A 20,929-nucleotide genomic window follows, 5' to 3' on the forward strand; every position below is an offset into this window, starting at 1 on the left:
GGGTGGGGGTGGCCGCCGGGTTCCAGCCGGCGCCCGTGTAGGCGGTGTGGGCGACGCGGGCCTCGTAGCCGTGACCGCTGTAGGTGACCTTGGTCCCGGCCGTGTAGCTGCCGCCCTCGCCCCAGGCGGGGAACGTGCAGACGGTCAGGGACAGCTGGGCGGACGACGGCGCTGACAGCACGACCAGCGCGACGGCCGACAGCACGACCGCCGCGACCGCCGAGGCCACGGCGGCGGTGACCGCCGACCATCGTCTGTTCATGAAGTTCAGGCGCTTGGGGGGGTGGACTTTCACGGGACTCCTCGGCAGGACGGGGGGCACTGAGGAGCCGGTGGAGGGCCAGACACAAGTCCCGGACGGAACTCTCCCAAGCGCTTGGCACAAAACCGGCATGGACGCCAGTAGCAGAGTAGCGGCGACATTCCGGGCCGGGAAGCCCTCTAAACCGAGCGCATGGGCTATGCCGGACGGCCGGACGGGGCGCAGCCGAAGGGATTGTCAATGACATAGCGCCAATGGCCGTCGGATCCGCGGCGAGCGACGTCCGTGGCGGTCCCCTCGATGTGGACGACACTCCCGTCGCGGTCCATGCCGTCGATTACCCAGTCGACGATCAGCAGCGCGAGATCTCCAGCGGTGTAGACGTGCCTGGGGCGCACCGTGATCGGCACTCCGAGCTCCATGAACTGCGCATTGGCGGCGTGGGCGTCGGCGCCGGTGAGCGGCGCCCCCGGCTCGGGGACGAACACCGCGCCGTCCTCGTACACCTCGGCCAGCGCGGCAGCATCCCCGCTGTTGAAGCGCTCCGCGAACACGTACGGGACGTCTTCGGGACGGTCGGCAAGTGGGCGCATGGTCGTCCTTCCGGTAGACAGGGCACTGCAGCGGACGCTAGGAGGCTGTCTCGTGACTAACCAAACGGTTGGCCGTCCCGGGCTGCCGGACGACCCGCGCGCGGACGTCGCCGAACCGACCGCGTCCTGCCCGGTCGAGATCACCCTGGACGCGCTGCGCGGACGCTGGACGACCCTCGTCCTCCGCGAGCTTCTCCGGCGTGACCATTCGTTCAGCGAGCTGCGGCAGGCACTGCCGACCCTGTCGGACAAGGTCCTGACGGACCGCTTGGCACACCTCGTCCGCTCGGGCGTCGTCGACCGCCACCACAAGGCGGGATGGCCACCACGCACGCGCTACGCACTGACGCCCCACGGCCGCCGCCTAGGCCCGGTGCTCCAGGCCCTCTGGGACTGGGGCAACGAGACGGCTCAGCCCCCGGACAGCGTGGCAACGAGCTGACCGGCCGGAGTCTCGGTTGCGTTCCGGAAGGACTCCCCGGCCCACAGATTGACGCCGTCCGGGTCTCCTTGGGCAGCGGACGCCTTGCGCAACGGCGAGGTGACGTAGTGGACATCGGGATAAGCGGCGGGCGCATACGCGGAATGCTCGGTCAGGAACCGGTTGACGAGACCGCGGGCCGGACGTCCGCTGAACGCCCTGGTCATAGCGGTCGAGGTGAAGCGAGGATCGGCGAGCGCCGCCTTGTGAACGGCACTCGCGCCACTCTCCGGACACCGCACGAACACAGTCCCCAACTGCGCAGCCGCAGCCCCGAGCGCGAGGACTTCGGCGACGTCCTCGGCCGTACCCAGCCCACCCGCCGCGATGAGCGGCTGCCCGGTAACGGCACGAACGTCCTGAAGCAGCGTACGCAACGGCACAGGCTCGTCCGACGTGTTAGCGAACGAGCCACGATGCCCGCCCGCCTCGGCCCCCTGGACGCAGAGCACATCGGCGTCGGAAGCCTGCCGGGCCTCCTCGACGGTGGTCACGGTGACGATCACCACGGTCCCGCGCCTCTGAAAGTCGCCGATGACGTCCGCGGACGGGCAGCCGAACGTGAAGCTCACGAACCCCGGGGGGTCGGACAGCAGAGCAGCGACCTTGGCCTCGTAGGCGTCGTCACGGGCGGACGGCATGCCCGGCGAAACCCCCAGGCGTTCGGCCTCAGGGAGGAGCCGGTCACGATAAACGGCGACGGCGGCCGGGTCGATCTCGTCCAGCGACGGCATGAAGACGTTCATCCCGAACGGCCGTGACGTCAGCTCCCGCGTCGCCGCGATGTCGGCCCGCATAGCCTCGATGTTCTTGTATCCGGCGGCGAGGAATCCGAGCCCGCCCGCGTCCGACACGGCAGCGGCCAAGGCCGGAGTGGACGCCCCACCCGCCATGGGCGCCTGCACGATCGGAACCCCAGGCCACGGCGGCAGCGTCATGATCACCACGATAACCCGCCGCTCGATTTCCCGGAACGACAGCCCAGACTGTGCCTTCAGGGCATGCAGCTGAGTCTCGAATTCCTCGGCGGTCGTAATGTTCTCCGGGCCTGGCCGGAAACGGCGTCCATAGGTCGGTGTCCTCCTTAGTGTCCACCCGCGCGCTGACCTGTGTGGACACTCGCCTTGGACATTCGTGGACATTCGTGGACGGCCTTTGGTCTTGCCACCCCGGCCGAGTCGATCAACAATTGCTTCGCCCGGCGGATGATCAATGATCACATTCTCTGCCAACGCCGGCGTCTCCGACCCCTTGGAGGTCGACCGACTGTGGACAGGCGCAGGAAGCCTGCCAGCCCCTATCCGCCGGTCCGGTGGATCTCATCGTCGTCGAAAGTGTCCAACCCCGTGAAGGAGAATCGCATGCACAAGGGGATCGCACGTTCCGCCGCGGCCGCCGCCGCGCTCGCCGCCCTGACCGCCGCGCCCGTCACACCGGCCGCCGCGTCCGCGCCAGGGGCCTTCCCACCTATCGAGATCGAGATCGTGAGCGCGAGCGGCTCCGGGTGCCCGCGCGGCACCGCCCAGGCGGTGATGGCGGACGACTTCGAATCCTTCGTCCTCTACTTCTCCGATTACACGGCCCAGGCAGGCGGCTCCTCAGCGCCCGCTGACGCTCTCAAGGACTGCAGGCTCAGTTTGAAGATGGACTTCCGAAAGGACTCTTCCTACGCCATCGCGACGACGGCCTACCGCCTGTCCTACAAGCTTCAGTCCGGGACGAGGGCCACCCTCAAGGCCAACTACAACTTCCAGGGCGACCCGCAGAACGCATTGAAGACGTACGAAGTTCGCGGCCCCGGTGACGGGAACCACCAGTTCACCGACACGCCGTCCCAGCCCGTGTGGAAACCCTGCGGTGCGGAGCCGACGCTCGACATCAACACGGAACTGCGAGCCCTCAGGGGCCCCGACCGGTCCAAGGTCAACTCCCTCTCCCTGAGCTCCGACGACGGCAGCATCACGCAGACCTACCGCCTCAAGTGGAAGCCTTGCTCCTGACCCACACGCCATGTCGAACGTCCCTCACCCCCCTCCGCAGCGGGCGAGGGACGCTCTTCGTCGTGCTCAGTGGCAGGCTCCGTCCGTGCCGACCACAGCCATGAACACGATCACGCCACCGACGAGCCACTGGCTGTAGGACGGCCAGCAACAGGTCTCGATCGCCCGCAGCGCACGCGCCGCCCGGTCCTCGCGGCCGACCCAGTCCGGGACGGGGTTCAGCGCCTTCTCGTCGGTCTTCCCGAGCCGCTCCCACTCCCGTCCGGCACCTGACCACGCGTAGCAGTGGTAATGCGTGGGCGGGACGCCCGCCCGCTTGGTCGTGTCAGGGGCGATCCGCTGCGTCATCGGAGTGGGTCACATCCCGCCCATGTTGTTGCACTCCGGCGGGCAGCATGGCGACCGCTCACCGTGCCAGAACTCCACGTCCACCCGGTACCCGGTCGCCTCCAGCGCCGGGATGGTGGCCTCAAGCACGTCGCCGTTCAGCATGGCCTCGTCCTGGTACGGGACGTGGTGGATGTACTCGCCCGCGTGCTCCTCGCAGAACGCGCCGTACTCCCGCGACCGCAGAAAGAACGCGTGCCACGCCGGGTCCACGGGCCGCCCGGCCAGTGGTGACGGTCATAGTGACCTCCAGCGGCGCGCCTCATGATTGATGCCGCCGTCCCAGGTACGCGCCTGCCAGCCTGGGGCCCAGTACGGACTTCCCACCATGAACGCCGCCTCGGCCCTAAGGCCAGGAACTTGCTTCAGCTTGCTCGCAGTGTCCGGATTGCGTTCGAGATCAGCTCACGCGCAGCCTGCCCGTACACCGCCGATCCGGCCAGCACCTCGAACTCCTGGACGTACACCGCGATCTCTCGCGGCTGCGTGATCGTCAACTCGGCCGCCGCCGTGTCGACCAGGACGAGCCGCTCGTCGAACACCCAGAACCCGTGATGGGGCGCCCGCCTATGCCGGGCCTACCGATGCCTTCCATGCGATGTCCCGCCACCGCTGGTGTTCCTCGACGGTGGCCGCGTCGTCGATCAGCTCGGCGCCGAGGAGATGGTCCTCGTCATCGAAGTGCAGGACGGCGACCCGTTCGTCATCGAGCAGCCAGGCGTCATGTGGTGGCCGGACCGGCAGGCCGAGCGCGGCGGCCTGGTCGCGGTCGAGGTACCGGATCTCCTCAGCGGCCCGGAGGTTGCCCTGCGCGGACCACAGGGCGTACCGGGAGTAGTCCCCGAGCGGCACCGACACGACCCGCACCCGCGAGAGAACGGCCGCCCCTCTGCCGCCGCCGCTCGGGTCATGTCCCCCCAGGAATGTGCGGCGAGGAGATAGTCCTCGTCCGGGTCGCCGGCCAGGAACCGCCGCACGCGCACCTGCTCGGCGGGCACGTCGTACCGGTCGCGGGTCTCCAGCCTGAACGCCGAACGGCGGACGGTGTGGAACAACGCGCCGAAACGGTCGCCCGTCAGCCGATCGGCCACGGTCACTCATTCGCGTGGTGGTCGTCGTAGTGCTCGATCAGATGCCGGACGAGCGCCGGGTCGAACTCGACGATCGTCTCGTCGTCGGCGAGGTCGCGCAGATCCCCGAGCGCCACCGTGTCCGTGACGACCTTCCCCTGAACCACGTAGGTCCCGCGGTCAGTGGCGTACATCGCCGGACAACCGCCCTGGTCGGAGTCCGTCCCGAGGAACCGTAGCCGCATGGTCTTCCCTTCATGTGATTGCTTGCCGGGACTTGCTCATCCTGGCGCGGCTTCAGCCCACCAGCACGTCAGCGTCAATCACCGCAGCAGCCACAAGAACCAGACTCCTTTAGGCCGGCCGAGGGCCAGTGCCACCACGACAGTGCTGCAGACGAAGGAGACGACTGATGAAGGCCGGTAGGCGAAGATCATCCGTCCCTCGACGCGAGCTCGCGCGTGATCGCGTCGAGCGCGCCGGTGATGTCGGACGCGGGCGCGATGGCCTGGCCGTTGGCCGCCCACCATAACCACCACCCGCCGTCGCGGAAGTCGCAGCCGATCTCGGCCGTCCGGCGCGGGCCGCCGTACCGGACGACGCTCACCCAGCTCACGCCGCGCCGCTCGATCAGCCCGCCCGCCAGCTCCGGGTGCGCCCGCACGCCCTCGTGCAACGCGGAGAGGTACTCGTGCCGCTCGTTGCGCGGCGGCGCGTCCACGGTCGCCGCGTGCCGTCCCTTGTCGAAACTCATAGAGCTCACCTCACTGTGTTCGGCTCGTTTCCTCAGCGGCGGAGGGACGTGAGCGGTGCACCCCGGGGGGACGGGGTGCGCACCGCCCGCACCGCCTCCAACCGGACCCGCCGATCTATGACCGGCGGCCCCGGGACCGGCGACCAGCGCGGAGCCTCCCGGTGCCTCCGCGCGTCACCGGAACCTGACGCGCATCTCGGCGCGCTCGGCCCTCCTTGACCAGCGCCACGCGCAAGTCCTCGGCCGTGGGGCACATGACGGTCGGGTCGACCCCAGCCGCCGGGTCATGCAGGCTCGCCACCCACTCCCCGAGCGACCCGTCCACCCGCACCGACCGCCAGATCCGATATCCAACGAATTCCGACCGAAGCCGGGCAATTGCCCGATCATCGGGATGGACGAGCGATGGATTGCGGCCGACATCGAGTGCGCTTATCTCACCGCGATCAGCGCCCATGAAGATCCCTTTCCTGGTCGGATCGAATTCTTCCTTTCGCCGACAAGGATGCGACACGGAGCGACATTCTCGCTACGTTCCGGAACGAACGGCAACGCCCGAGAAGGCCCTTGATCATGATCAGCGACCTCAATCCGGACCGCTCGCTCTGGCACCTCATAGCCGTTGAGGTGCGGAGACAACGCGAGTTGCACCAATTGTCGGGAAATCAGCTCGCGGAACGGTTGGACGTTGATCGTTCCACGGTTTCCAGGTGGGAGAACGGCATCCGCCGACTTATCGACGGGTACGCCAAGCAGCTCGACGCGCTGCGGCACACGAACGGCCTGTTCGAGCGCCTCGTTCGCTTCGCGACCGCCATCGACACCGGAGACTGGATGACGGGCCTCGCGGCGTATCAGGAACGGGCAACGCGGCACAGAATGTGGGAGACCGTCCTCGTGCCGGGGTTGTTCCAGACCCCCGACTACGCACGTGCCGCTCTTCGAGTCGGACTGGTCGACGACCCCGACCGGGCCCTGGAACGACGGATGGCCCGGCAGGCGTCCGTGTTCGACCGGCCGAAGCTCCCGTACATGTCCGTCATCCTCAACTGGGCGGTACTCGCCCAACCCGTCGACAGCCCGGAGATCATGAAGGGACAGCTCGCCCGGCTGCTCGAAATCGGAGAACTCCCCACCGTCAGCGTCCGAGTGCTGGAGCGCGAGGCCGGAGAACACTGCGGGCTCGACGGCCCGTTCCACCTCCTGACGGTGGATGATAGAGACATCGCCTTCGATGACGCGTCTACGCGAGGTCGGCTCATGCTCGACCCAGCGGAGGTTCAGAGCGTCGGGGTATATACTGACTTGGAGCTTGGATATATGGAGGCGGGTCGTGACCAAGAAGCTGATTGACATCGACGAAGAAGCTCTTGCGGCCGCAGCTGAGTTGTACGGCACCGACACCATGAAGGACACGGTCAACACGGCACTCGCCGAAGCCACCGCCGTGTTGCGCCGCCGCCGGGCCCTTTCGCGGCTCCGTCAACGGGCCCTGGAAGGGCAGTTCGACGACATGTACGACAAGAACACCTACCGTCCCAACCCGGCCGGCGCTGATGGCAGGGCTGCTGCCTCTTGACCGCGCACTGGCTCGCCGACACCTCCGCCGTCGTCCGGCTGCTTCGCGACGACCGGGCGTACGCCCAATGGGAGGACATGCTCACCCGCCGACTCGTCGCCGTCTGCCCGATCAGCGAACTAGAGGTCTATTACAGTGCCCGATCGGCGGCCGATCGGGCCAACCTGCTCGACGAGGTGGGAGAGGTCTTCGGCTGGCTCGCCATGCCCGACCGGGCGTATGAGCGCGCCCTGACGGTTCAAGCGGAACTGACGAGCCGCGGGCAACACCGCGCCCTCGGCCCCGTTGACCTGCTTGTCGCCGCTGCCGCCGACCTGCATGGCGTTACTCTCCTGCACTACGACCGCGACTTCGACCAGATCGCCAGCGTGTCAGGCCAGGCGATGCAGTGGCTGGCCGAACCCGGAACTCTCGACCTGCCCAAGGCGCGCTAGGCCAGTAACCCGGCGAGCGGGAGGTCGTCGCTGCTGTCGGCGATCTCCCTGACCTTGGCCTCTGGGATGGCGGGGATCGCGGACGAGCCGTCGTCAAGTCGCTCGCACACCACCAGTTCGCCGGGCTTCAATGTGTCCGCGAAGGCCGGTGAATGGGTCGCGATCAGGGATTGCGTCCGCTCACTCGCCTCACGCAAACGCCCGACGAGGAGCTCAAGGGCCTGCGGGTGAAGCCCGTGGTCGATCTCCTCCACGCATGTGAGGGCGGGGGGCTCTGGGTCGTAGAGCAAAGCCAGCAGACCGAGCAGGCGGATGGTGCCGTACGAGGCGTCCGCCAATTGCGTCGGTCTGCGCAGCCCTCTCTCATGGAGAACCACGACCACTTCGCTTGCGGCCCCCGACGGATACTCGAAGCTCAAGCCGTCCAGTTGCGGAAGTACTTCCTTGGCGTCTTCCACCAACTGTTCGAGGACCCTGCTTCTGCGCCTCGACAGGTAAACCAGGAAGGCCGCGAGGTTCGAGGCGTCCTCCTCCAGCATCTCGGATTTCCTCCGGAAGCGGGACGGGCGGCGAGCCTTGTCGACGCTGACGTCGAAGACGCGAAATGAAGCGAGTCGCTCGGCCACCGTGGCGACCTCGTTGCCACCCTCGTCATCGGAAAGGCGGGGCAGGGTGGACAGGCCACTGCTCAGGCGGCGGATCCCGAGGCTGTGCTCCTGAGAGCTCTTCCTGTTCCGGCTGATGCTCTCGACGCTCACCCTCTGCCCAGAGACGGTGATGCTGCGCCGTTCGTTCTCTTGAGGCCGGTTGAACTGGAAGGTCTCATGCCGCCTGAGCGAGGGACCTCTCTCGGCTTGCGTTCGCCGTTCCACTCGGAGGGTGTACTCGTCCGGGGCGCTGGGGCTGCTGTGCGCCGTCCAGGTCGCCTTCAGCTTGATCCGGAACGACGCGGGTTCCTTCGGCCCTCCCCAGAACGCGAGTTCGTCGAACCCCCCACGGAGTTCCAGTGCCGGTTCCAGGTCAGTGCGAATAACGTCGGCGAGGAAGCGGAAGACCTCCAGCACGTTGGTCTTTCCCGCGCCGTTCGGCCCCACGAGCACATTGAGCGGGCCCAGTGGAACGGTGATCTTGCGCGGGCTGCGAAAGTTCTGCACGTCCAGCTCGATCAGCCGGTCGTTCATCGTCCCGGCCCCACGATCGTCAGCCCCGGCGCCCACACCTGGAAGATCAGCCTATCTTGGGCCAGTGCTGCAGGGAGGCCGCGCAGAGGACGCGGTCACCGGCGCGGTGGGCGCGTGCCGTGGGGATGCGTCATGATCAGGGCCGTGGGAAAGGTGTCTCGATGCGGGTGTTGTTGCACTACGACATGGAGCATGAGGCTTCGGGGCTTGATGTTGTGAGTTGTTCGGAGCAGGACGATGGGCGGTTTGCCGAGTTGCTGCCGGACGCCGAGGTTCTCTGGCATGTGCTGCGGCCGTTGTCGGCGGCCGATATGGATCGGGCGCCCAAGTTGCGGCTGATCCAGAAGCTCGGGACGGGTGTGAACACCATCGATCTGGACGCGGCGGAGGAGCGCGGGATCGCCGTGGCGAACATGCCCGGGCAGAACGCGCAGGCCGTTGCGGAGACGAGTTTGTTGTTGATGCTGGCGGCGTTGCGGCGGGTTGTTCCGTTCGACGCGCGGACGCGGCGTGGTGAGGGGTGGCCCGCTGATCGGGGGCTTGTCGGCGGGGAGCTTGGTGGGCGGACGGTCGGGCTGCTCGGCGGTGGTGAGATCGCGACGCTGCTGCGCGGGATGCTGGAGGCGGTCGGGGCGCGGGTGCTGTACACGTCGCGGCGGCCGAGGAGCGGGGATCCGGCCTGGCGGGAGCTGGACGAGCTGCTCCAGGCGAGCGACATCGTGTCGGTGCACGTGCCTCTGACGGACGACACCCACCATCTGCTGGACGCCGAGCGGCTCGCGCTGCTGCCAGAGGGCGCCATCGTGGTGAACACGGCGCGTGGTGCGGTGATCGACGAAGGTGCGTTGGTGGCGGCGTTGCGTTCGGGGCGGCTGGCGGGGGCCGGGCTGGATGTCTTTGAGACCGAGCCTGTGGAGTCAGGGAATCCGCTGCTGGGGCTGGAGAATGTCGTTGTCATGCCGCATGTGGCTTGGTTGACCCGTGAGACATGGGATCGGTACTTCGCCGTTGCGGTGGAGAACTGCCGGCGGCTCGCTCGGGGTGAGGAGCTGCTGCACCGCGTCCGCTAGCTCAATGAATACCGGACGGGGAGGCGTTTGAGGCCGCCGACGAATGTCGTCGCGATGCCTACCGGTTCTCCTGCCAGTTCGATGGAGTCGAGGCGGGGCAGCAGTTCCTCGAAGAAGGCGCGGAGCTCGATGCGGGCCAGCGCGGCGCCTAGGCAGTAATGGACGCCGAACCCGAACGCCAGGTGCTTGTTCGGGTCGCGGCCGGCGTCGAAGCGGAACGGGTCGTCGAAGACGTCCTCGTCGCGGTTCGCGGACGGGTACGACAGCAGGAGCGAATCGCCCGCGGGGATCCGGACACCGCGCAGCTCGGTGTCGTGGACGGCGGTGCGCATGAACTCCTTGACGGGCGTGACCCAGCGGATCATCTCGTCCACGGCGAGCGGCATCAGCTCGGGGTGCCCGCGGAGCCGGTCGAGCTGGCCCGGGTGCTCGATCAGCGCGTGCAGGCCGCCGGTGATCGTGGCGCTGGTGGTGTCGTGCCCGGCCGTCGCGACGATGACGTAGTAGGACGCGGTGTCGAAGTCGTTGAGCGGCTCCCCGAAGACGCGGGCGTTGGCGATCGCGGACGCTAGGTCGCCGGTCGGGTTCTTGCGGCGCTCCTTCGTCAATTCTTGGAAGTAGGCGAAAAATTCGAGGAGGACCTCGAGTTTCTCCTCCTCGGACGCACCGCGCTGGTACTCGTCGTCGTCGCCGCCGAACAGTTCCTGCGTCAGTTTCAGCATCCGGTCGAAGTCACTCTCGGGCAGGCCGAGGAGCGACAGGATCACGTACAGCGGGAAATGCGCGGCGATCTCCTGCGCGAAGTCGCATTCGCCGCCCGCCTCGGCCATCCGGTCGACGTACCGCCGGGCGAGGTCGCGGACGCGCGGCTCCAGCCCCCGCATCGCCCGGGGCCGGAACCAGTCGGCGCCGACCGCGCGGAAGACGCGGTGGTCGGGGTCGTCCATGTGGATGAGGGTGCGGAGCGCGATGCCGTCCTCCGCGCGGCTGCGGTTCAGCTCGTCGAAGCGCGCGGTGGCGAGGAGGGGGCGCGGCGCGTTCAGGAACAGCTCATGGTTCCGTTCGACGTGCATGATGTCGTCGTGCTTGGTGACGGCCCAGAACGGGTTGTAGCCGGGCGCGTCCACGTGGTGCACCGGGGATTCGCGGCGCAGCAGCGCGAGCGCCTCGTGCAGCCTGCGGTCGTCGGCGTAGGTTTTCGGGTCGGCGATCGCGAGTCCGGCCTCGTCCACGGTGAGGGTCATGCGTCGGCTCCTGGGTCGGTTCGAGCATGTCTCCGGTAATGATCAACTTACTGGGCTGGGCCGTGGCGGTGGGCCCGGCGCTCCGCGAATCTGGCGGCGCCCTCGACCGCGTCGTCCAGCGATCCGGTGCCGTGCCGGTGCTCGACGGCGATGGCGTCGTCGTCCGGGAGGCCCTCGGTGTCCAGGACGGACAGGCGGTCGTTGCGCAGGCACGTCTGCGGGAACGCGGCCAGTTCGGCCGCCAGCTTCTCGGCGGCGGGCCGCGACTCCCCCGGCGGGACGAGCCGGTTCGCGAGGCCGATGCCGAACGCCTCCGCCGCGCTCACCGGGCGGCCCGTCAGGATCAGGTCCATGGCGCGGCTCGTGCCGATCAGCCTCGGGAGGCGGAACGTCCCGCCGTCCACCAGGGGGACGCCCCAGCGGCGGCAGTAGACGCCGAACGTCGCGTCCTCCTCCACGACGCGGAGATCGCACCAGAGCGCCAGCTCAAGCCCGCCCGCGACCGCGTGCCCGGCGACGGCCGCGATCACCGGCTTGGACAGCCGCATCCGGGTGCAGCCGAGCGGCCCGTCCGCGGGCGGCGGGTCGACGCGGGGGCTGGTCTCCGTGCCGATCGAGGTGAGGTCGGCGCCGGAGCAGAACGTCCCGCCCTCGCCCCACAGGACGGCGACGCTCGCATCCTGGTCGGCGTCGAACGCGCGGAACGCGGCGGCGAGTTCGCGTGCCGCCGTCCCGTCCACGGCGTTCCGGGTCTCGGGACGGGACATGACGACCGTGGTGACCGGGCCGTCCCGTTCGATCCGCACCGCCAACGGGGCCTCCTGTCGGATCGATCGCCATGCACTGGGCCGGCGCGTGGACATTACGTCTTGGCATTACTTGATGGAAGACTGTAATCCAGGGAGCCTCTTCATCGTGCCCGATAAAGTCTTGACCAGCATGGAAAGACTGGAGATCCGCCCGCTCACCGCGCGTTCCGTCGTCCTGAGCACGCTTCTGGGCGTCCACCCGCCGCGGCTCCCCGCCCGCTATCTGGTCCGCGTCGGCGACCTCTTCGGAATCGCGGAGGGAACGATCCGGGTCGCGCTCTCCCGCATGGTGAATTCCGGCGATCTCGTCCAGTCCGGCGGCTCGTACGCGCTCACCGAACGCCTCCTCGAACGCCAGGCCCGCCAGGACGAGAGCCGCCTGCCCCCGGCCCTCCCCTGGGACGGGACGTGGGAGATCGCCGTCATCACCGCCGAGCGCCGTCCCGCCGCCGACCGGGCCGCGCTCCGGCAGGCCATGTCCGCGCTGCGGCTCGCCGAGCTGCGCGAGGGCACCTGGCTGCGCCCGTTCAACCTGACCCGTCCGCGCCCGGAGATCGTCGTGCGGCAATGCACGTTCCTGCGCGGGCGTCCGGAGGAGGAGCCCGCCGCGCTGGCCGCCGCCCTCTGGGGCCTGGACGCCTGGGCGAGCAAGGCCCGCGATCTGAGCACGGCCCTGACGGAGGCCACCGCCATCGCCGAGCGCTTCACCCTCGCCGCCGCCCTCCTCCGCCACCTGGTGAACGACCCGCTCCTCCCGGAGGAGCTGCTCCCTCCCGGCTGGCCGGGCCCGGCGCTCCGCACCCAGTACGAGCACTTCGAGAGGGAGTTCGAGCAGCTCCTCACCGAGCATGTCCTGTCCTGAGCCCGGCGCGGCTATTCGTCGTCGGCGCGGGGGTTCAGCGTCCCGGCCCATTCCAGGTCGGACAGTTTCCAGATGGCGTCCATGACCTCTTCGGTGATGACGCGGCGGGCCTGCCCCGGCGGCAGGTCGCGGTAGCGGGTGAAGTCCATCGGCTCGCCGAAGCGGACGGTGGGACGGACGTTCAGCCGGGGGCGCCACGTCCCGAGCGGGATGATGCGGTCGGTCCCGCCGAGCGCGACGGGGACGACCTTGGCGCCCGACTTGAGGGCGAGCCAGGCGACGCCCCGGCGGCCCACGTAGAGGCGGCCGTCCGGGGAGCGGCTCCCCTCCGGGTAGATCGCGACGCCGCCGCCCGCGTCCAGGTAGCCGACCATCTGCTCCAGGGCCTGGACGGCCGCGCGGGTGGGGCCGCGCCTGATCGGGACGTTCCCCAGCGCCAGCATCGCCCACCGGATGATCCGTCCGGCCCGGCCCGGCAGCTCGAAGTACTCGGACCGCGCCAGCCACCACAGCCGGCGGGGGATGACGGGCGACAGGACGAAGCTGTCGGCCATCGACAGGTGGTTGCTCGCCAGGATGAACGGCCCCTCCGCCGGGATGTTCTCCCTGCCCTCGACCCTCGGGCGCAGGAGCAGGCGGAGCAGGGGCCCGACCGTGTGCGACAAGACACCGTAGTACACGCAGCCTCCCGTGACTCGGCGCACCGGGGACGGGGTGCGCGATGCCGAATCTAGGAAGCCTCGCGGCGGTTCGCATCCGCCATGTGACCAGCCTCATGCGACACTCCCTAGTAATTAATCGAACGAGCGATTATTTTTTGAGGCGTAGAGCACGGCATCGAGCAAGGAGGCAGCGATGCATGAGAAGGGCAAGCCCATCGCCGTGATGGTGGCGGTGTCGCTGATCGGACTGGTCTTCGCGGGGTCGTTCCTCGGGGCCCTGCACCACCTGGAGCCGCACGACGTGCCCGTCGCCGTCGTCGCGCCGGAGCCCGCGGTCGGCCGGCTCGGCGCGATGATGGACCAGAAGGCCGAGGGCGCGTTCGACCTCGCGGCCTACGGCGACGAGCGGGAGGCGCGGAACGCGCTCCTGGAACGTGAGGTGGACGCGGTGTTCGTCCCCGGTCAGGGCGGCGGCCAGGGTTCGACGCTGATCCTCGCGGGCGCGAACGGGAAGATCGAGCAGGCCGCGCTGTCCACGGCGTTCCACGGGGTCGGGCAGGCCACCGGGCAGCCGGTCACGGTCGAGGACGTCCGGCCGCTGCCCGCCGACGACAACAACGGCGTCTCCGCGATCTTCTTCGTGATCACGACGGTCATCCCGGCGGTGATCCTGGCGGTCATGCTCGCGGTCGCGGTGCCGAAGGCCGGGGCCGTGCGGCGGCTCGCGCTGCTCGCGGCCGGTTCCGTCGCGCTCGGCGGCGTCAACTCCTGGGTCGCCGCCGGCCTGACCGGCGCGCTCGCGGGCGCCCCGCTGGAGCTGTGGGGGCTCGGCAGCCTGCTGGTGTTCGCGGTCTCCTCGTTCGCGGCGGGCGCGCTGCGCGTCGCCGGACCGCCCGCCCTGGCCCTGACCGCGCTGGTGCTCATCCCGATCGGCGTCCCGGCGAGCGGCGGCCCGATCGGCCCGCAGTTCATCCCCCAGTGGTTCGCGGCGATCGGCGACTGGCTGCCGGTCGCGGCCGCCATCGACGCGGTGCGCAACACCGTCTACTTCGACGGCAACGCCATCGGCTCGCCGCTCCTCGTGCTGGCAGTGTGGGCCGTGGCCGGGATCGCGCTGGTCCTGGTCCCGGCGAAGGCGCGGCAGCGCGACCGCGGCGCCGCGATGGAACCCGCCGCGAGCTCATGACGGACGTCCGGGCCGAAGGCAGGTCCACCGGGCAGACCGGTGGACCTGTCGGGCACGCCGCACTTGTAGTACGAACGGGTCAGGTGGATCGGGGAGGGAGCGGAAGGTGTCGATAAGGCCGGAGAGGCAGGCGCGGCGGCGTCCAGGACGACCGCCGAAGACGCAGGCCGGGGACACCAAGTCCGAGCTCGTCGAGGCGGCACTGCGGCTCTTCGCGCAGAAGGGGTACACGGGCACCTCGATCCGCGCGATCGCCCGCGAGGTCGGGCTGAGCGAGAGCGTCCTCTACGCGCACTTCGCGAGCAAGCAGGACATCTTCGACGCGGCCGTGGCGAAGCTCGGGCCGCAGGGCCTCGTCACCGGACGGGAGAGCCTGGGCCGGGAGCTGGCCGGCCGCGACCCGGCGGGCTACGTCCGCGCGCTGGTCGCGCACGTCCTCGACGCCTGGGACTCGCCCAGCGGGCGGCTGTTCATCAGCCTGATGGTCCGGGACGGGCTCGTCCACAGCGCCGAGATGGGCGACGGCATCGCGCAGTCCATGGACGAGCTGGGCACGCAGTTCCAGCAGTGGATCGACGCGGGCCGGATCCCGGACGATCTCGGCCGTCCCGCCGACCTGGCCTGGGCGCTGTTCGGGCCCATCGGCCAGGCGCGGCTCCTGTGGCTGCACGCCGACGCCGCTCCCGAGAAGCGGCAGGAGGCCCGGGCGCGGGCGCTGCGGCACACCGAACTGTTCATCAGGGCGGTCTTCCGCGAGCCGGACGGCCCCGGACAGATGACCGTGGAGGACGTGATCGTCGATGACGAGCCTGAACGGTGATGTCACGCGGCCGTCGGCGGACACGCCGCCGCTGAGCGCGGGGCCAGTAGATACGGTTCCTACCGTGCCCCAAACGATCCGGATCCTGCTCGCCGAGGACGTCGCGCTGCTGCGCGGCGCCCTGGCCGGGCTGCTCGGTCTGGAACCCGACCTGGAGGTCGTGGCGGAGATCGGCAGCGGCGACGCGATCGTCAAGGCGGCGCTGCGGCACCGGCCCGACGTCGCCGTCCTGGACGTCGACCTGCCCGGCGTGGACGGCGTCACCGCCGCCGCCGAGCTGCACGAGCGGCTGCCCGAATGCCGGGTGCTCATGCTGACGGGCCTCGGCCGTCCGGGCGACCTGCGGCGGGCGCTGGACGCGCACGCGAACGGGTTCGTCCTCAAGGACGTGCCGCCCGCCGAGCTGGCGGCCGCGATCCGGCGGGTCGCGGCGGGCGAGCAGGTGGTCGACCCGCAGCTCGCGCTGGTGGCGCTGCGGCAGCCGGAGAGCCCGCTGACGCCGCGGGAGGCGCAGGTGCTGCGGCTGGCGGCCGAGGGCGCGGACGTGGACGACATCGCGCTCGCCCTCAGCCTCACGGTCGGGACCGTCCGCAACTACCTGGCGAGCTGCATCACCAAGCTGAACGCGCGCAACCGGATCGACGCCGTCCGCATCGCCGGCGAGTTCGGCTGGGTGTGAGCAAAGTCCGGGTTTGACGCCCGTATGAGAAACGCATGGTCCGACCCCCGGACGATTCACATGCGGATCGGTGTGCACCGCACTGGCCGGGGCGAACGCGCGGTGACACGCTCCGGAGCATGGTGGGGGAACCTTTGCGCGGACGCGCGGCCGAGACCGCCGGGATCGACCGGCTCCTCGACCGTGCCCGGTCGGGCGCGGGCGGGGGCGTCCTGATCCTGCGCGGCGAGGCGGGGATCGGCAAGACCGCGCTGCTCGACCACGCCGCGGCGCGGGCGGGGGGAATGGACGTCCTGCGCGGGAGCGGGATCGAGGCGGAGTCGGAGATCCCGTTCGCGGCCCTGCACCTCCTCCTCAGCGACCGCCTCGACCGGATCGACGCCCTGCCCGCTCCGCAGGCCGCGGCGATGCGCGCCGCGCTCGGCCTGGCCCGCCCCGACTCCGGCGACAGGCTCCTCATCGGCTTGGCCCTGCTGACCCTTCTCGGCGAACCGGCCGATGCCCCCCTCCTGTGCCTCATCGACGACGCGCAATGGCTCGACCGGGAATCGGCGGACGCGCTGCTGTTCGCCGCCCGCCGCGTCGCCTCGCGCGGCATCGTCTTCCTCATCGCCCTGCGGGACGGCTGGTCACGCACCGGCCTCCCGGAACGCCACCTGACCGGCCTGGACGCCGCCGACGCCGCCCGCCTGCTGGACGAGCACGCCCCCGGGACGCCCGCCGAACGGCGCGACGACCTGGTGGAGCAGGCGCGCGGCAACCCCCTCGCCCTCATCGAGTTCGCCGCCGCCGGGTCGGGACGTCTCGCCGGGGTCCCGGCGGAGTTCGAGCGCACCGTCCGCGAGCTGCCCGAACCGGCGCGGCTGCTGCTCGCCGCCGCCGCCGCGGACGACTCCGGCGAGCCGGGCGTGGTCGTCCAGGCGGCCCGGGACCTCGGCGTCCCGTTCGGCGCGCTGGAGGCGGCGGAGGACGCGGGCGTGGTGGCCGTCACCCGCACCGCGATCGGCTTCCGGCATCCCCTGCTCCGCGCCGCCGCGTACCAGGGCGTTCCGGTCACGCGGCGCATCGCCGTCCACCGGGCGCTCGCGGAGGTGCACGCGCGGGCGGGGGACGCCGACCTGCGGGTCCGGCACCTCGCCGCGGCGGCCCTCGGCACGGACGAGACCGTCGCCGCCGAGCTGGAGTCCGCCGCCGACGACATCCGGGAGAGGACGGGCCCGTCCGGCGCGGCGGCCGCCTACGAGCGCGCCGCCCGCCTCGCCGGGGACCCGGAGGTCCGCGCCCGCCGCCTCGCCGCCGCGGCGGAGGCGGAGCTCGCCGCCGGACGGCTCGTCCGGGCCCGCTCGCTGGCCGACGACGCGGCCCTCGCGGGCGACGCGGAGGACACCAGGGCGCGGGTCGACATCGTCCGGGCGGGCGTCGAGCTGGAGCACGGCGTCCCGCAGGCGGCGGGCCGCATGCTGCTGGAGCGGGCCGACGCCTACGGCGATCCGGAGATCCGCGCGCGGATGCTGGAAGAGGCCGTGTTCCACGCGTGGTCGTGCGGTGATCGAGCGACGGCCGTCCAGGCAAGGGACGCGCTCGCGGACGGATCGGTCATGGTCCGGGCACTCTCGGCGTTGCTCGACGACGACGTCCCCACGGCCCTGCGGCTGCTGACCCGCACGTCCACCGACGACGAGCGGCTCCGGCTGCTCGCCGCCGAGGTCACCCTGCTGGCCGGGGACGACGCGGCGGCCGCCGAGCTGTCCGCGCACCTCGTGGCCCGATGCCGCCGCCGGGGGCTGCTCGGCCTCGTGCCGCGCGGGCTGGCCGTCCAGGCGTGGTCGCGGCTCTTCCTCGGTGAGCACGACGAGGCCCGCGCCCTGACCCGCGAGGCGCTGGAGATCGCCGAGCGGACGGGGCAGCGGCGGCAGGCGGCCGTGGTCACCTCGGTCCAGGCGCGGCAGGCGGCGATCGAGGGCGACGAGGTCCGCTGCCGCGCCCTGTCCGGCGACGGACGGGCCGGTGCCGCGCTCGGCCTGCTCGCCCTCGGCCTGGGCCGCCCCGAGGACGCGCTGGAACACCTCCAGGACGCCAACCGGGACGCCACGGGCCGCACCCCACCGGAGATCGTCGCGCTCATCGACACCGTCGGGGCCGCCATCGCGGCGGACCGTCCCGGCGCGGGCGCCGAGCCGATGGCCCGGCTGGAGGCGTTCGCCCGCGACGCCGGGCAGCCGTGGATCGACGGCGTCGCGGCCCGCTTCCGGGCGCTGCTCACGGCCGATCCCGACGAGGCGGAACGGCACTTCACGCTCGCGCTCGCGTCCCACCGGGAAGGCGGGCGGCCGTTCGAGCGCGCCCGCACCGAGCTGCTGTACGGGGAGTGGCTGCGCAGGTCGCGGCGCCGCGCGCAGGCCAGGGCCCGGCTCCGCGCGGCGCTGGACGTCTTCGAGCGGCTCGGCGCGGTCCCGTGGGCGGAGCGGGCGCGCAGCGAGCTGCGGGCCGCGGGCCAGGGCGGCGTCCGGACGGGCGGCGACGACCTGCCCGGGCAACTCACCGCGCAGGAGATGCAGGTCGTCCGGCTGGCGATGACCGGCGCGACGAACCGGCAGATCGCGGCGCGGCTGCGGCTGAGCCACCGGACGGTCGCCTACCACCTCTACAAGGCGTTCCCGAAGCTCGGCGTCGCGTCCCGGGCCGAGCTGCACCGGCATGTCCCCGCCTGACCGGTACGTTCCCCGCCTGACGCGCGCGCCACAAAAATAGCTCCGAAAAAATATTCAAGCGCTTATTTCCCTTGATCCGGCGGCCCCGGCGTTTCATCATCCGATGGGACGGCGTTGGGGGGCCGGTGAGCAGAGCGTGACCAGGGCGCGACAGGGCGAGTCCGCGCGGCGGCGAGGCGCGCCGGCGGGGCCGGCGAAATCAGCCGGCCGCGCCGGTCGGACGCCCCTTTTCGCGCGCACGATCACCGGCATGTACCTCGTCCTGATGCTGCAGACGAGGCTGGTGAAGCAGGCGGAGACGGGCCCGTCCCACATGCTGCTGTCGGCCACCATCGTGATCACCGGCATCTTCGCCGTGCAGTGGCTGCTCGTCCTGTACGGGCCGAGGTCGCAGCGCCCCCGCCGGTGGGTGATCTGGACGCACCTGACGACGCAGACCGCGCTGGCGCTGCTGCCGCTGGCGGTGTTCGGAACCGACTGGTATCCGGTCGTGGGCGGGTTCCTCGCCGGGTCGATGCTGCTCCTGCTGCGCCCGCCGCTGTCGTGGTTCATGGTGGCGGGCGTCGCGGCCGGCGAGGGCCTGCTGCGCTACTACCAGGGCTGGTCTGCGGTCGACGTGTCGTTCTGCGTGATGGCGACAGTGAACGTCGGCATCTCGATGTACGCGATCACCCGGCTGTCGGGTTTCGTCCGGGAGCTGCACGCGACGCGGGCGCAGTTCGCGGCGGCCGCGGCGGCGCGGGAGCGGCTGGAGGCGGCGGGCAGCCTCCGCGCGGTGCTCGGCGCGGCGCTCACCCGGATCGAGGAGGTGAGCCGGCGCGCCCGCGACCGGCTCCCGGTCGACGCGCCCGCGGCCCGCGACGACATGGACGAGGTCGCGCGGACGGCCCGGCGCGCGGCGACGGACGTCCGGTCGATCGTCGGCGCGCTGCAGGGCCCGTCGCGGCGGCGGGAGCGGCCCGGCCGCGTCACGCAGTCCCGACTCGCCTGGACGATCATGGTCATCCTGACCGCCGGCTTCGCCTGGCAGCAGGTCATCTACGTCTACGCGGGGACAGACGGCTCCTGGCGCGCCACCGCCGGCGCCGTGGCGGTGACGGCCGCGATCTCCGCGCTCGTGCTGCGGCACTCCTCGACCGTCCTGCGCAGGCGGCGCCCTCGCGGCAGCGCGTGGACGCTCTCCGCGCAGATCCTGCTGGTCTTCGTCCCGTACGCGGTGTTCGGCCCCGACTGGGCGACGATGGCGTGCCTGGCGACCGGCTCGGTGCTCCTGGTCTCGCGCGGACGCTGGGCGTGGATCCTGTTCTCCCTCACCATCGTGGCGTGGTGCGTGCCCGCGCTGTGGACGTCGCACGGCACGCTGTTCTACCTCTACACGTCCGCGATCTCGGTCCAGATCGGCGTGGTCGTCTACGCGCTGTACCGGCTGCCGATGCTGGCCCGCGAGGTCGACGTCGCCCGGGAGCGGCTGGCGCGGATGGCGGCGCTGCACGAGCGGCTGCGCATCTCCCGCGACGTCCACGACCTGCTGGGCCTCGGGCTGTCGACGATCACGGTGAAGGCGGAGCTGGCGCGGCGGCTCGTCACCGCCGACCCGTCCCGCGCCGCCGCCGAGATCGGCGAGCTGGCCGACCTGGCGGAGCGGTCGCGGGCGGAGGCCCGCGCCGTCGCCGAGGACGACCGCGCCCTGTCCCTCCGCGACGAGGCCGTGTCGGCGCGGGCCGCGCTCGCCGCCGCGGGCGCCGACGTCCACGTGGACCTGCCGGACGGGGCCGATCTGCCGCCGTCCTCCCCGGTGGACGGCGTGCTGGCCGCCGTCCTCCGCGAATCCGTCACCAACGTGCTGCGGCACGCGCATCCGGAGCACTGCGCCGTCACGGTCGCCGTGGACGACGGCGCGGTACGGCTCACGGTGCACAACGACGGGGTCATCCCACCGTCGTTCACGGGCTCCGACCCCGGCACTGGGAAGGGCCTGTCGAACCTCACGGCCCGCACAGGCGCTCTCGGCGGCTCCCTGTCCGCCGGAACGGACGGGAAAGGCGGCTTCACACTCGTCGCGGAGGTGCCTCTGGCGGCGGGTCCGGGCACCAGGGAAGTGCCCCGTCACATGACGGATTCGCCCCTCCCCTTCCGTGCCTAGCG

Annotated in this window: 25 protein-coding genes and 1 pseudogene; 12 read left to right on the forward strand and 14 right to left on the reverse strand. The window is 70.9% G+C overall.

The features are described 5' to 3' along the window. Together ETD83_RS43740 and ETD83_RS18385 are read right to left on the reverse strand one after the other, a co-directional pair. On the reverse strand, positions 1 to 295 hold a 295-nt coding region (locus ETD83_RS43740; protein WP_205717746.1), incomplete at its 3' end, for a carbohydrate-binding protein. A 164-nt stretch (positions 296 to 459) separates the two neighbouring features. Beyond that, the gene (locus ETD83_RS18385) at positions 460 to 855 is read right to left on the reverse strand and encodes a YybH family protein (RefSeq protein ID WP_138646360.1); all 396 of its coding nucleotides are present in this window, start codon (positions 853 to 855) and stop codon (positions 460 to 462) included. A 52-nt stretch (positions 856 to 907) separates the two neighbouring features. On the opposite strand from ETD83_RS18385, the gene ETD83_RS18390 reads away from it, so the two are divergent. Beyond that, the gene (locus tag ETD83_RS18390; protein WP_138646361.1) at positions 908 to 1,297 is read left to right on the forward strand and encodes a winged helix-turn-helix transcriptional regulator; all 390 of its coding nucleotides are present in this window, start codon (positions 908 to 910) and stop codon (positions 1,295 to 1,297) included. On the opposite strand, the gene ETD83_RS18395 is transcribed toward ETD83_RS18390, so the two are convergent. Next, a complete protein-coding gene (locus ETD83_RS18395) occupies positions 1,267 to 2,274 on the reverse strand; it encodes a nitronate monooxygenase (protein ID WP_138646362.1) in 1,008 nt (335 codons plus the stop codon). The genes ETD83_RS18390 and ETD83_RS18395 overlap by 31 nt on opposite strands. Before the next feature lie 423 nt (positions 2,275 to 2,697). On the opposite strand from ETD83_RS18395, the gene ETD83_RS18400 reads away from it, so the two are divergent. After that, complete coding sequence (locus tag ETD83_RS18400; RefSeq protein ID WP_171064314.1) at positions 2,698 to 3,336, forward strand: DUF4360 domain-containing protein; 639 nt, start codon at positions 2,698 to 2,700, stop codon at positions 3,334 to 3,336. 66 nt (positions 3,337 to 3,402) lie between these two features. On the opposite strand, the gene ETD83_RS18405 is transcribed toward ETD83_RS18400, so the two are convergent. From ETD83_RS18405 to ETD83_RS18425, 7 genes and pseudogenes are all read right to left on the reverse strand, one after another. Further along, on the reverse strand, positions 3,403 to 3,684 hold the full coding sequence (locus ETD83_RS18405; protein WP_138646364.1) for a hypothetical protein: 282 nt from the start codon (positions 3,682 to 3,684) through the stop codon (positions 3,403 to 3,405). 9 nt (positions 3,685 to 3,693) lie between these two features. Beyond that, positions 3,694 to 3,936, reverse strand: coding sequence for a glycine-rich domain-containing protein (locus ETD83_RS18410; RefSeq protein ID WP_205717747.1), 243 nt, complete (start codon positions 3,934 to 3,936; stop codon positions 3,694 to 3,696). A 152-nt stretch (positions 3,937 to 4,088) separates the two neighbouring features. After that, positions 4,089 to 4,265 (reverse strand): hypothetical protein, encoded by a 177-nt coding sequence (locus tag ETD83_RS42610; protein ID WP_171064315.1) that lies wholly within the window; start codon positions 4,263 to 4,265, stop codon positions 4,089 to 4,091. A 25-nt stretch (positions 4,266 to 4,290) separates the two neighbouring features. After that, on the reverse strand, positions 4,291 to 4,581 hold the full coding sequence (locus ETD83_RS44580; protein WP_230421003.1) for a DUF6879 family protein: 291 nt from the start codon (positions 4,579 to 4,581) through the stop codon (positions 4,291 to 4,293). A 71-nt stretch (positions 4,582 to 4,652) separates the two neighbouring features. Then, positions 4,653 to 4,820, reverse strand: a pseudogene (locus ETD83_RS45705) (DUF6879 family protein); the annotation flags it as partial. After that, positions 4,817 to 5,038: a hypothetical protein gene (locus ETD83_RS18420; RefSeq protein WP_138646365.1), complete on the reverse strand. Its 222-nt coding sequence runs from the start codon at positions 5,036 to 5,038 to the stop codon at positions 4,817 to 4,819. The gene ETD83_RS18420 and the pseudogene ETD83_RS45705, both read right to left, overlap by 4 nt. 188 nt (positions 5,039 to 5,226) lie before the next feature. Next, positions 5,227 to 5,547 carry a hypothetical protein gene (locus ETD83_RS18425; protein WP_138646366.1) on the reverse strand — a complete coding sequence of 107 codons (321 nt, stop codon included), beginning with the start codon at positions 5,545 to 5,547 and terminating at the stop codon, positions 5,227 to 5,229. A 573-nt stretch (positions 5,548 to 6,120) separates the two neighbouring features. Between ETD83_RS18425 and ETD83_RS18430 the strand changes: the two genes are divergently transcribed. From ETD83_RS18430 to ETD83_RS18440, 3 genes are read left to right on the forward strand one after another with little or no spacing between them, the layout of a single operon-like run. Continuing rightward, a complete protein-coding gene (locus tag ETD83_RS18430) occupies positions 6,121 to 6,900 on the forward strand; it encodes a helix-turn-helix domain-containing protein (protein ID WP_138646367.1) in 780 nt (259 codons plus the stop codon). Continuing rightward, positions 6,881 to 7,126: a type II toxin-antitoxin system VapB family antitoxin gene (locus ETD83_RS18435; protein WP_138646368.1), complete on the forward strand. Its 246-nt coding sequence runs from the start codon at positions 6,881 to 6,883 to the stop codon at positions 7,124 to 7,126. Before ETD83_RS18430 ends, ETD83_RS18435 begins: the two co-directional genes overlap by 20 nt. Continuing rightward, on the forward strand, positions 7,123 to 7,560 hold the full coding sequence (locus ETD83_RS18440) for a PIN domain nuclease (RefSeq protein ID WP_138646369.1): 438 nt from the start codon (positions 7,123 to 7,125) through the stop codon (positions 7,558 to 7,560). The genes ETD83_RS18435 and ETD83_RS18440 overlap by 4 nt, the downstream gene beginning before the upstream one ends. On the opposite strand, the gene ETD83_RS18445 is transcribed toward ETD83_RS18440, so the two are convergent. Beyond that, complete coding sequence (locus tag ETD83_RS18445; RefSeq protein WP_138646370.1) at positions 7,557 to 8,741, reverse strand: AAA family ATPase; 1,185 nt, start codon at positions 8,739 to 8,741, stop codon at positions 7,557 to 7,559. The genes ETD83_RS18440 and ETD83_RS18445 overlap by 4 nt on opposite strands. A 161-nt stretch (positions 8,742 to 8,902) precedes the next feature. Between ETD83_RS18445 and ETD83_RS18450 the strand changes: the two genes are divergently transcribed. Beyond that, positions 8,903 to 9,811, forward strand: a complete 909-nt coding sequence (locus tag ETD83_RS18450) for a 2-hydroxyacid dehydrogenase (RefSeq protein ID WP_230421004.1) — start codon at positions 8,903 to 8,905, stop codon at positions 9,809 to 9,811. Here the strand turns inward: ETD83_RS18450 and ETD83_RS18455 are convergent. Both ETD83_RS18455 and ETD83_RS18460 read right to left on the reverse strand, forming a co-directional pair. Then, positions 9,808 to 11,055 carry a cytochrome P450 gene (locus tag ETD83_RS18455; RefSeq protein WP_138646371.1) on the reverse strand — a complete coding sequence of 416 codons (1,248 nt, stop codon included), beginning with the start codon at positions 11,053 to 11,055 and terminating at the stop codon, positions 9,808 to 9,810. The genes ETD83_RS18450 and ETD83_RS18455 overlap by 4 nt on opposite strands. A gap of 47 nt (positions 11,056 to 11,102) precedes the next feature. Continuing rightward, the gene (locus tag ETD83_RS18460; protein WP_230421007.1) at positions 11,103 to 11,861 is read right to left on the reverse strand and encodes a crotonase/enoyl-CoA hydratase family protein; all 759 of its coding nucleotides are present in this window, start codon (positions 11,859 to 11,861) and stop codon (positions 11,103 to 11,105) included. Positions 11,862 to 11,970: 109 nt separating this feature from the next. Here ETD83_RS18460 and ETD83_RS18465 point away from each other — a divergent pair, with 109 nt between their 5' ends. After that, positions 11,971 to 12,726, forward strand: a complete 756-nt coding sequence (locus ETD83_RS18465) for a PaaX family transcriptional regulator C-terminal domain-containing protein (RefSeq protein WP_230421005.1) — start codon at positions 11,971 to 11,973, stop codon at positions 12,724 to 12,726. 11 nt (positions 12,727 to 12,737) lie between these two features. On the opposite strand, the gene ETD83_RS18470 is transcribed toward ETD83_RS18465, so the two are convergent. Then, positions 12,738 to 13,406 carry a lysophospholipid acyltransferase family protein gene (locus ETD83_RS18470; protein WP_138646373.1) on the reverse strand — a complete coding sequence of 223 codons (669 nt, stop codon included), beginning with the start codon at positions 13,404 to 13,406 and terminating at the stop codon, positions 12,738 to 12,740. A 175-nt stretch (positions 13,407 to 13,581) separates the two neighbouring features. Here ETD83_RS18470 and ETD83_RS18475 point away from each other — a divergent pair, with 175 nt between their 5' ends. The 5 genes from ETD83_RS18475 to ETD83_RS18495 all read left to right on the forward strand — a co-directional run bounded on the left by ETD83_RS18475 (position 13,582) and on the right by ETD83_RS18495 (position 20,927). After that, on the forward strand, positions 13,582 to 14,574 hold the full coding sequence (locus ETD83_RS18475; RefSeq protein ID WP_138646374.1) for an ABC transporter permease: 993 nt from the start codon (positions 13,582 to 13,584) through the stop codon (positions 14,572 to 14,574). Between the two features lie 106 nt (positions 14,575 to 14,680). Further along, the gene (locus ETD83_RS18480; RefSeq protein ID WP_205717749.1) at positions 14,681 to 15,394 is read left to right on the forward strand and encodes a TetR/AcrR family transcriptional regulator; all 714 of its coding nucleotides are present in this window, start codon (positions 14,681 to 14,683) and stop codon (positions 15,392 to 15,394) included. A 64-nt stretch (positions 15,395 to 15,458) separates the two neighbouring features. Next, positions 15,459 to 16,073, forward strand: a complete 615-nt coding sequence (locus ETD83_RS18485) for a response regulator (RefSeq protein ID WP_230421006.1) — start codon at positions 15,459 to 15,461, stop codon at positions 16,071 to 16,073. A 119-nt stretch (positions 16,074 to 16,192) separates the two neighbouring features. Further along, positions 16,193 to 18,784: a helix-turn-helix transcriptional regulator gene (locus ETD83_RS18490; protein ID WP_138646376.1), complete on the forward strand. Its 2,592-nt coding sequence runs from the start codon at positions 16,193 to 16,195 to the stop codon at positions 18,782 to 18,784. A 250-nt stretch (positions 18,785 to 19,034) separates the two neighbouring features. Continuing rightward, positions 19,035 to 20,927 carry a sensor histidine kinase gene (locus ETD83_RS18495; protein WP_138646377.1) on the forward strand — a complete coding sequence of 631 codons (1,893 nt, stop codon included), beginning with the start codon at positions 19,035 to 19,037 and terminating at the stop codon, positions 20,925 to 20,927. Positions 20,928 to 20,929: the final 2 nt, after the last annotated feature.

The sequence above is a fragment of the Actinomadura soli genome, from assembly GCF_005889715.1.
Lineage (GTDB): Bacteria > Actinomycetota > Actinomycetes > Streptosporangiales > Streptosporangiaceae > Spirillospora > Spirillospora soli.

Coding starts and splice junctions, on each gene's coding strand:
- ETD83_RS18405 (WP_138646364.1), bottom strand. CDS start 3,684: ATGACGCAGCGGATCGCCCCTGACACGACCAAGCGGGCGGGCGTCCCG.
- ETD83_RS18475 (WP_138646374.1), top strand. CDS start 13,582: ATGCATGAGAAGGGCAAGCCCATCGCCGTGATGGTGGCGGTGTCGCTG.
- ETD83_RS18430 (WP_138646367.1), top strand. CDS start 6,121: ATGATCAGCGACCTCAATCCGGACCGCTCGCTCTGGCACCTCATAGCC.
- ETD83_RS18490 (WP_138646376.1), top strand. CDS start 16,193: ATGGTGGGGGAACCTTTGCGCGGACGCGCGGCCGAGACCGCCGGGATC.
- ETD83_RS18385 (WP_138646360.1), bottom strand. CDS start 855: ATGCGCCCACTTGCCGACCGTCCCGAAGACGTCCCGTACGTGTTCGCG.
- ETD83_RS18450 (WP_230421004.1), top strand. CDS start 8,903: ATGCGGGTGTTGTTGCACTACGACATGGAGCATGAGGCTTCGGGGCTT.
- ETD83_RS18495 (WP_138646377.1), top strand. CDS start 19,035: ATGTACCTCGTCCTGATGCTGCAGACGAGGCTGGTGAAGCAGGCGGAG.
- ETD83_RS18395 (WP_138646362.1), bottom strand. CDS start 2,274: ATGACGCTGCCGCCGTGGCCTGGGGTTCCGATCGTGCAGGCGCCCATG.
- ETD83_RS18445 (WP_138646370.1), bottom strand. CDS start 8,741: ATGAACGACCGGCTGATCGAGCTGGACGTGCAGAACTTTCGCAGCCCG.
- ETD83_RS18425 (WP_138646366.1), bottom strand. CDS start 5,547: ATGAGTTTCGACAAGGGACGGCACGCGGCGACCGTGGACGCGCCGCCG.
- ETD83_RS18420 (WP_138646365.1), bottom strand. CDS start 5,038: ATGCGGCTACGGTTCCTCGGGACGGACTCCGACCAGGGCGGTTGTCCG.
- ETD83_RS18400 (WP_171064314.1), top strand. CDS start 2,698: ATGCACAAGGGGATCGCACGTTCCGCCGCGGCCGCCGCCGCGCTCGCC.
- ETD83_RS18455 (WP_138646371.1), bottom strand. CDS start 11,055: ATGACCCTCACCGTGGACGAGGCCGGACTCGCGATCGCCGACCCGAAA.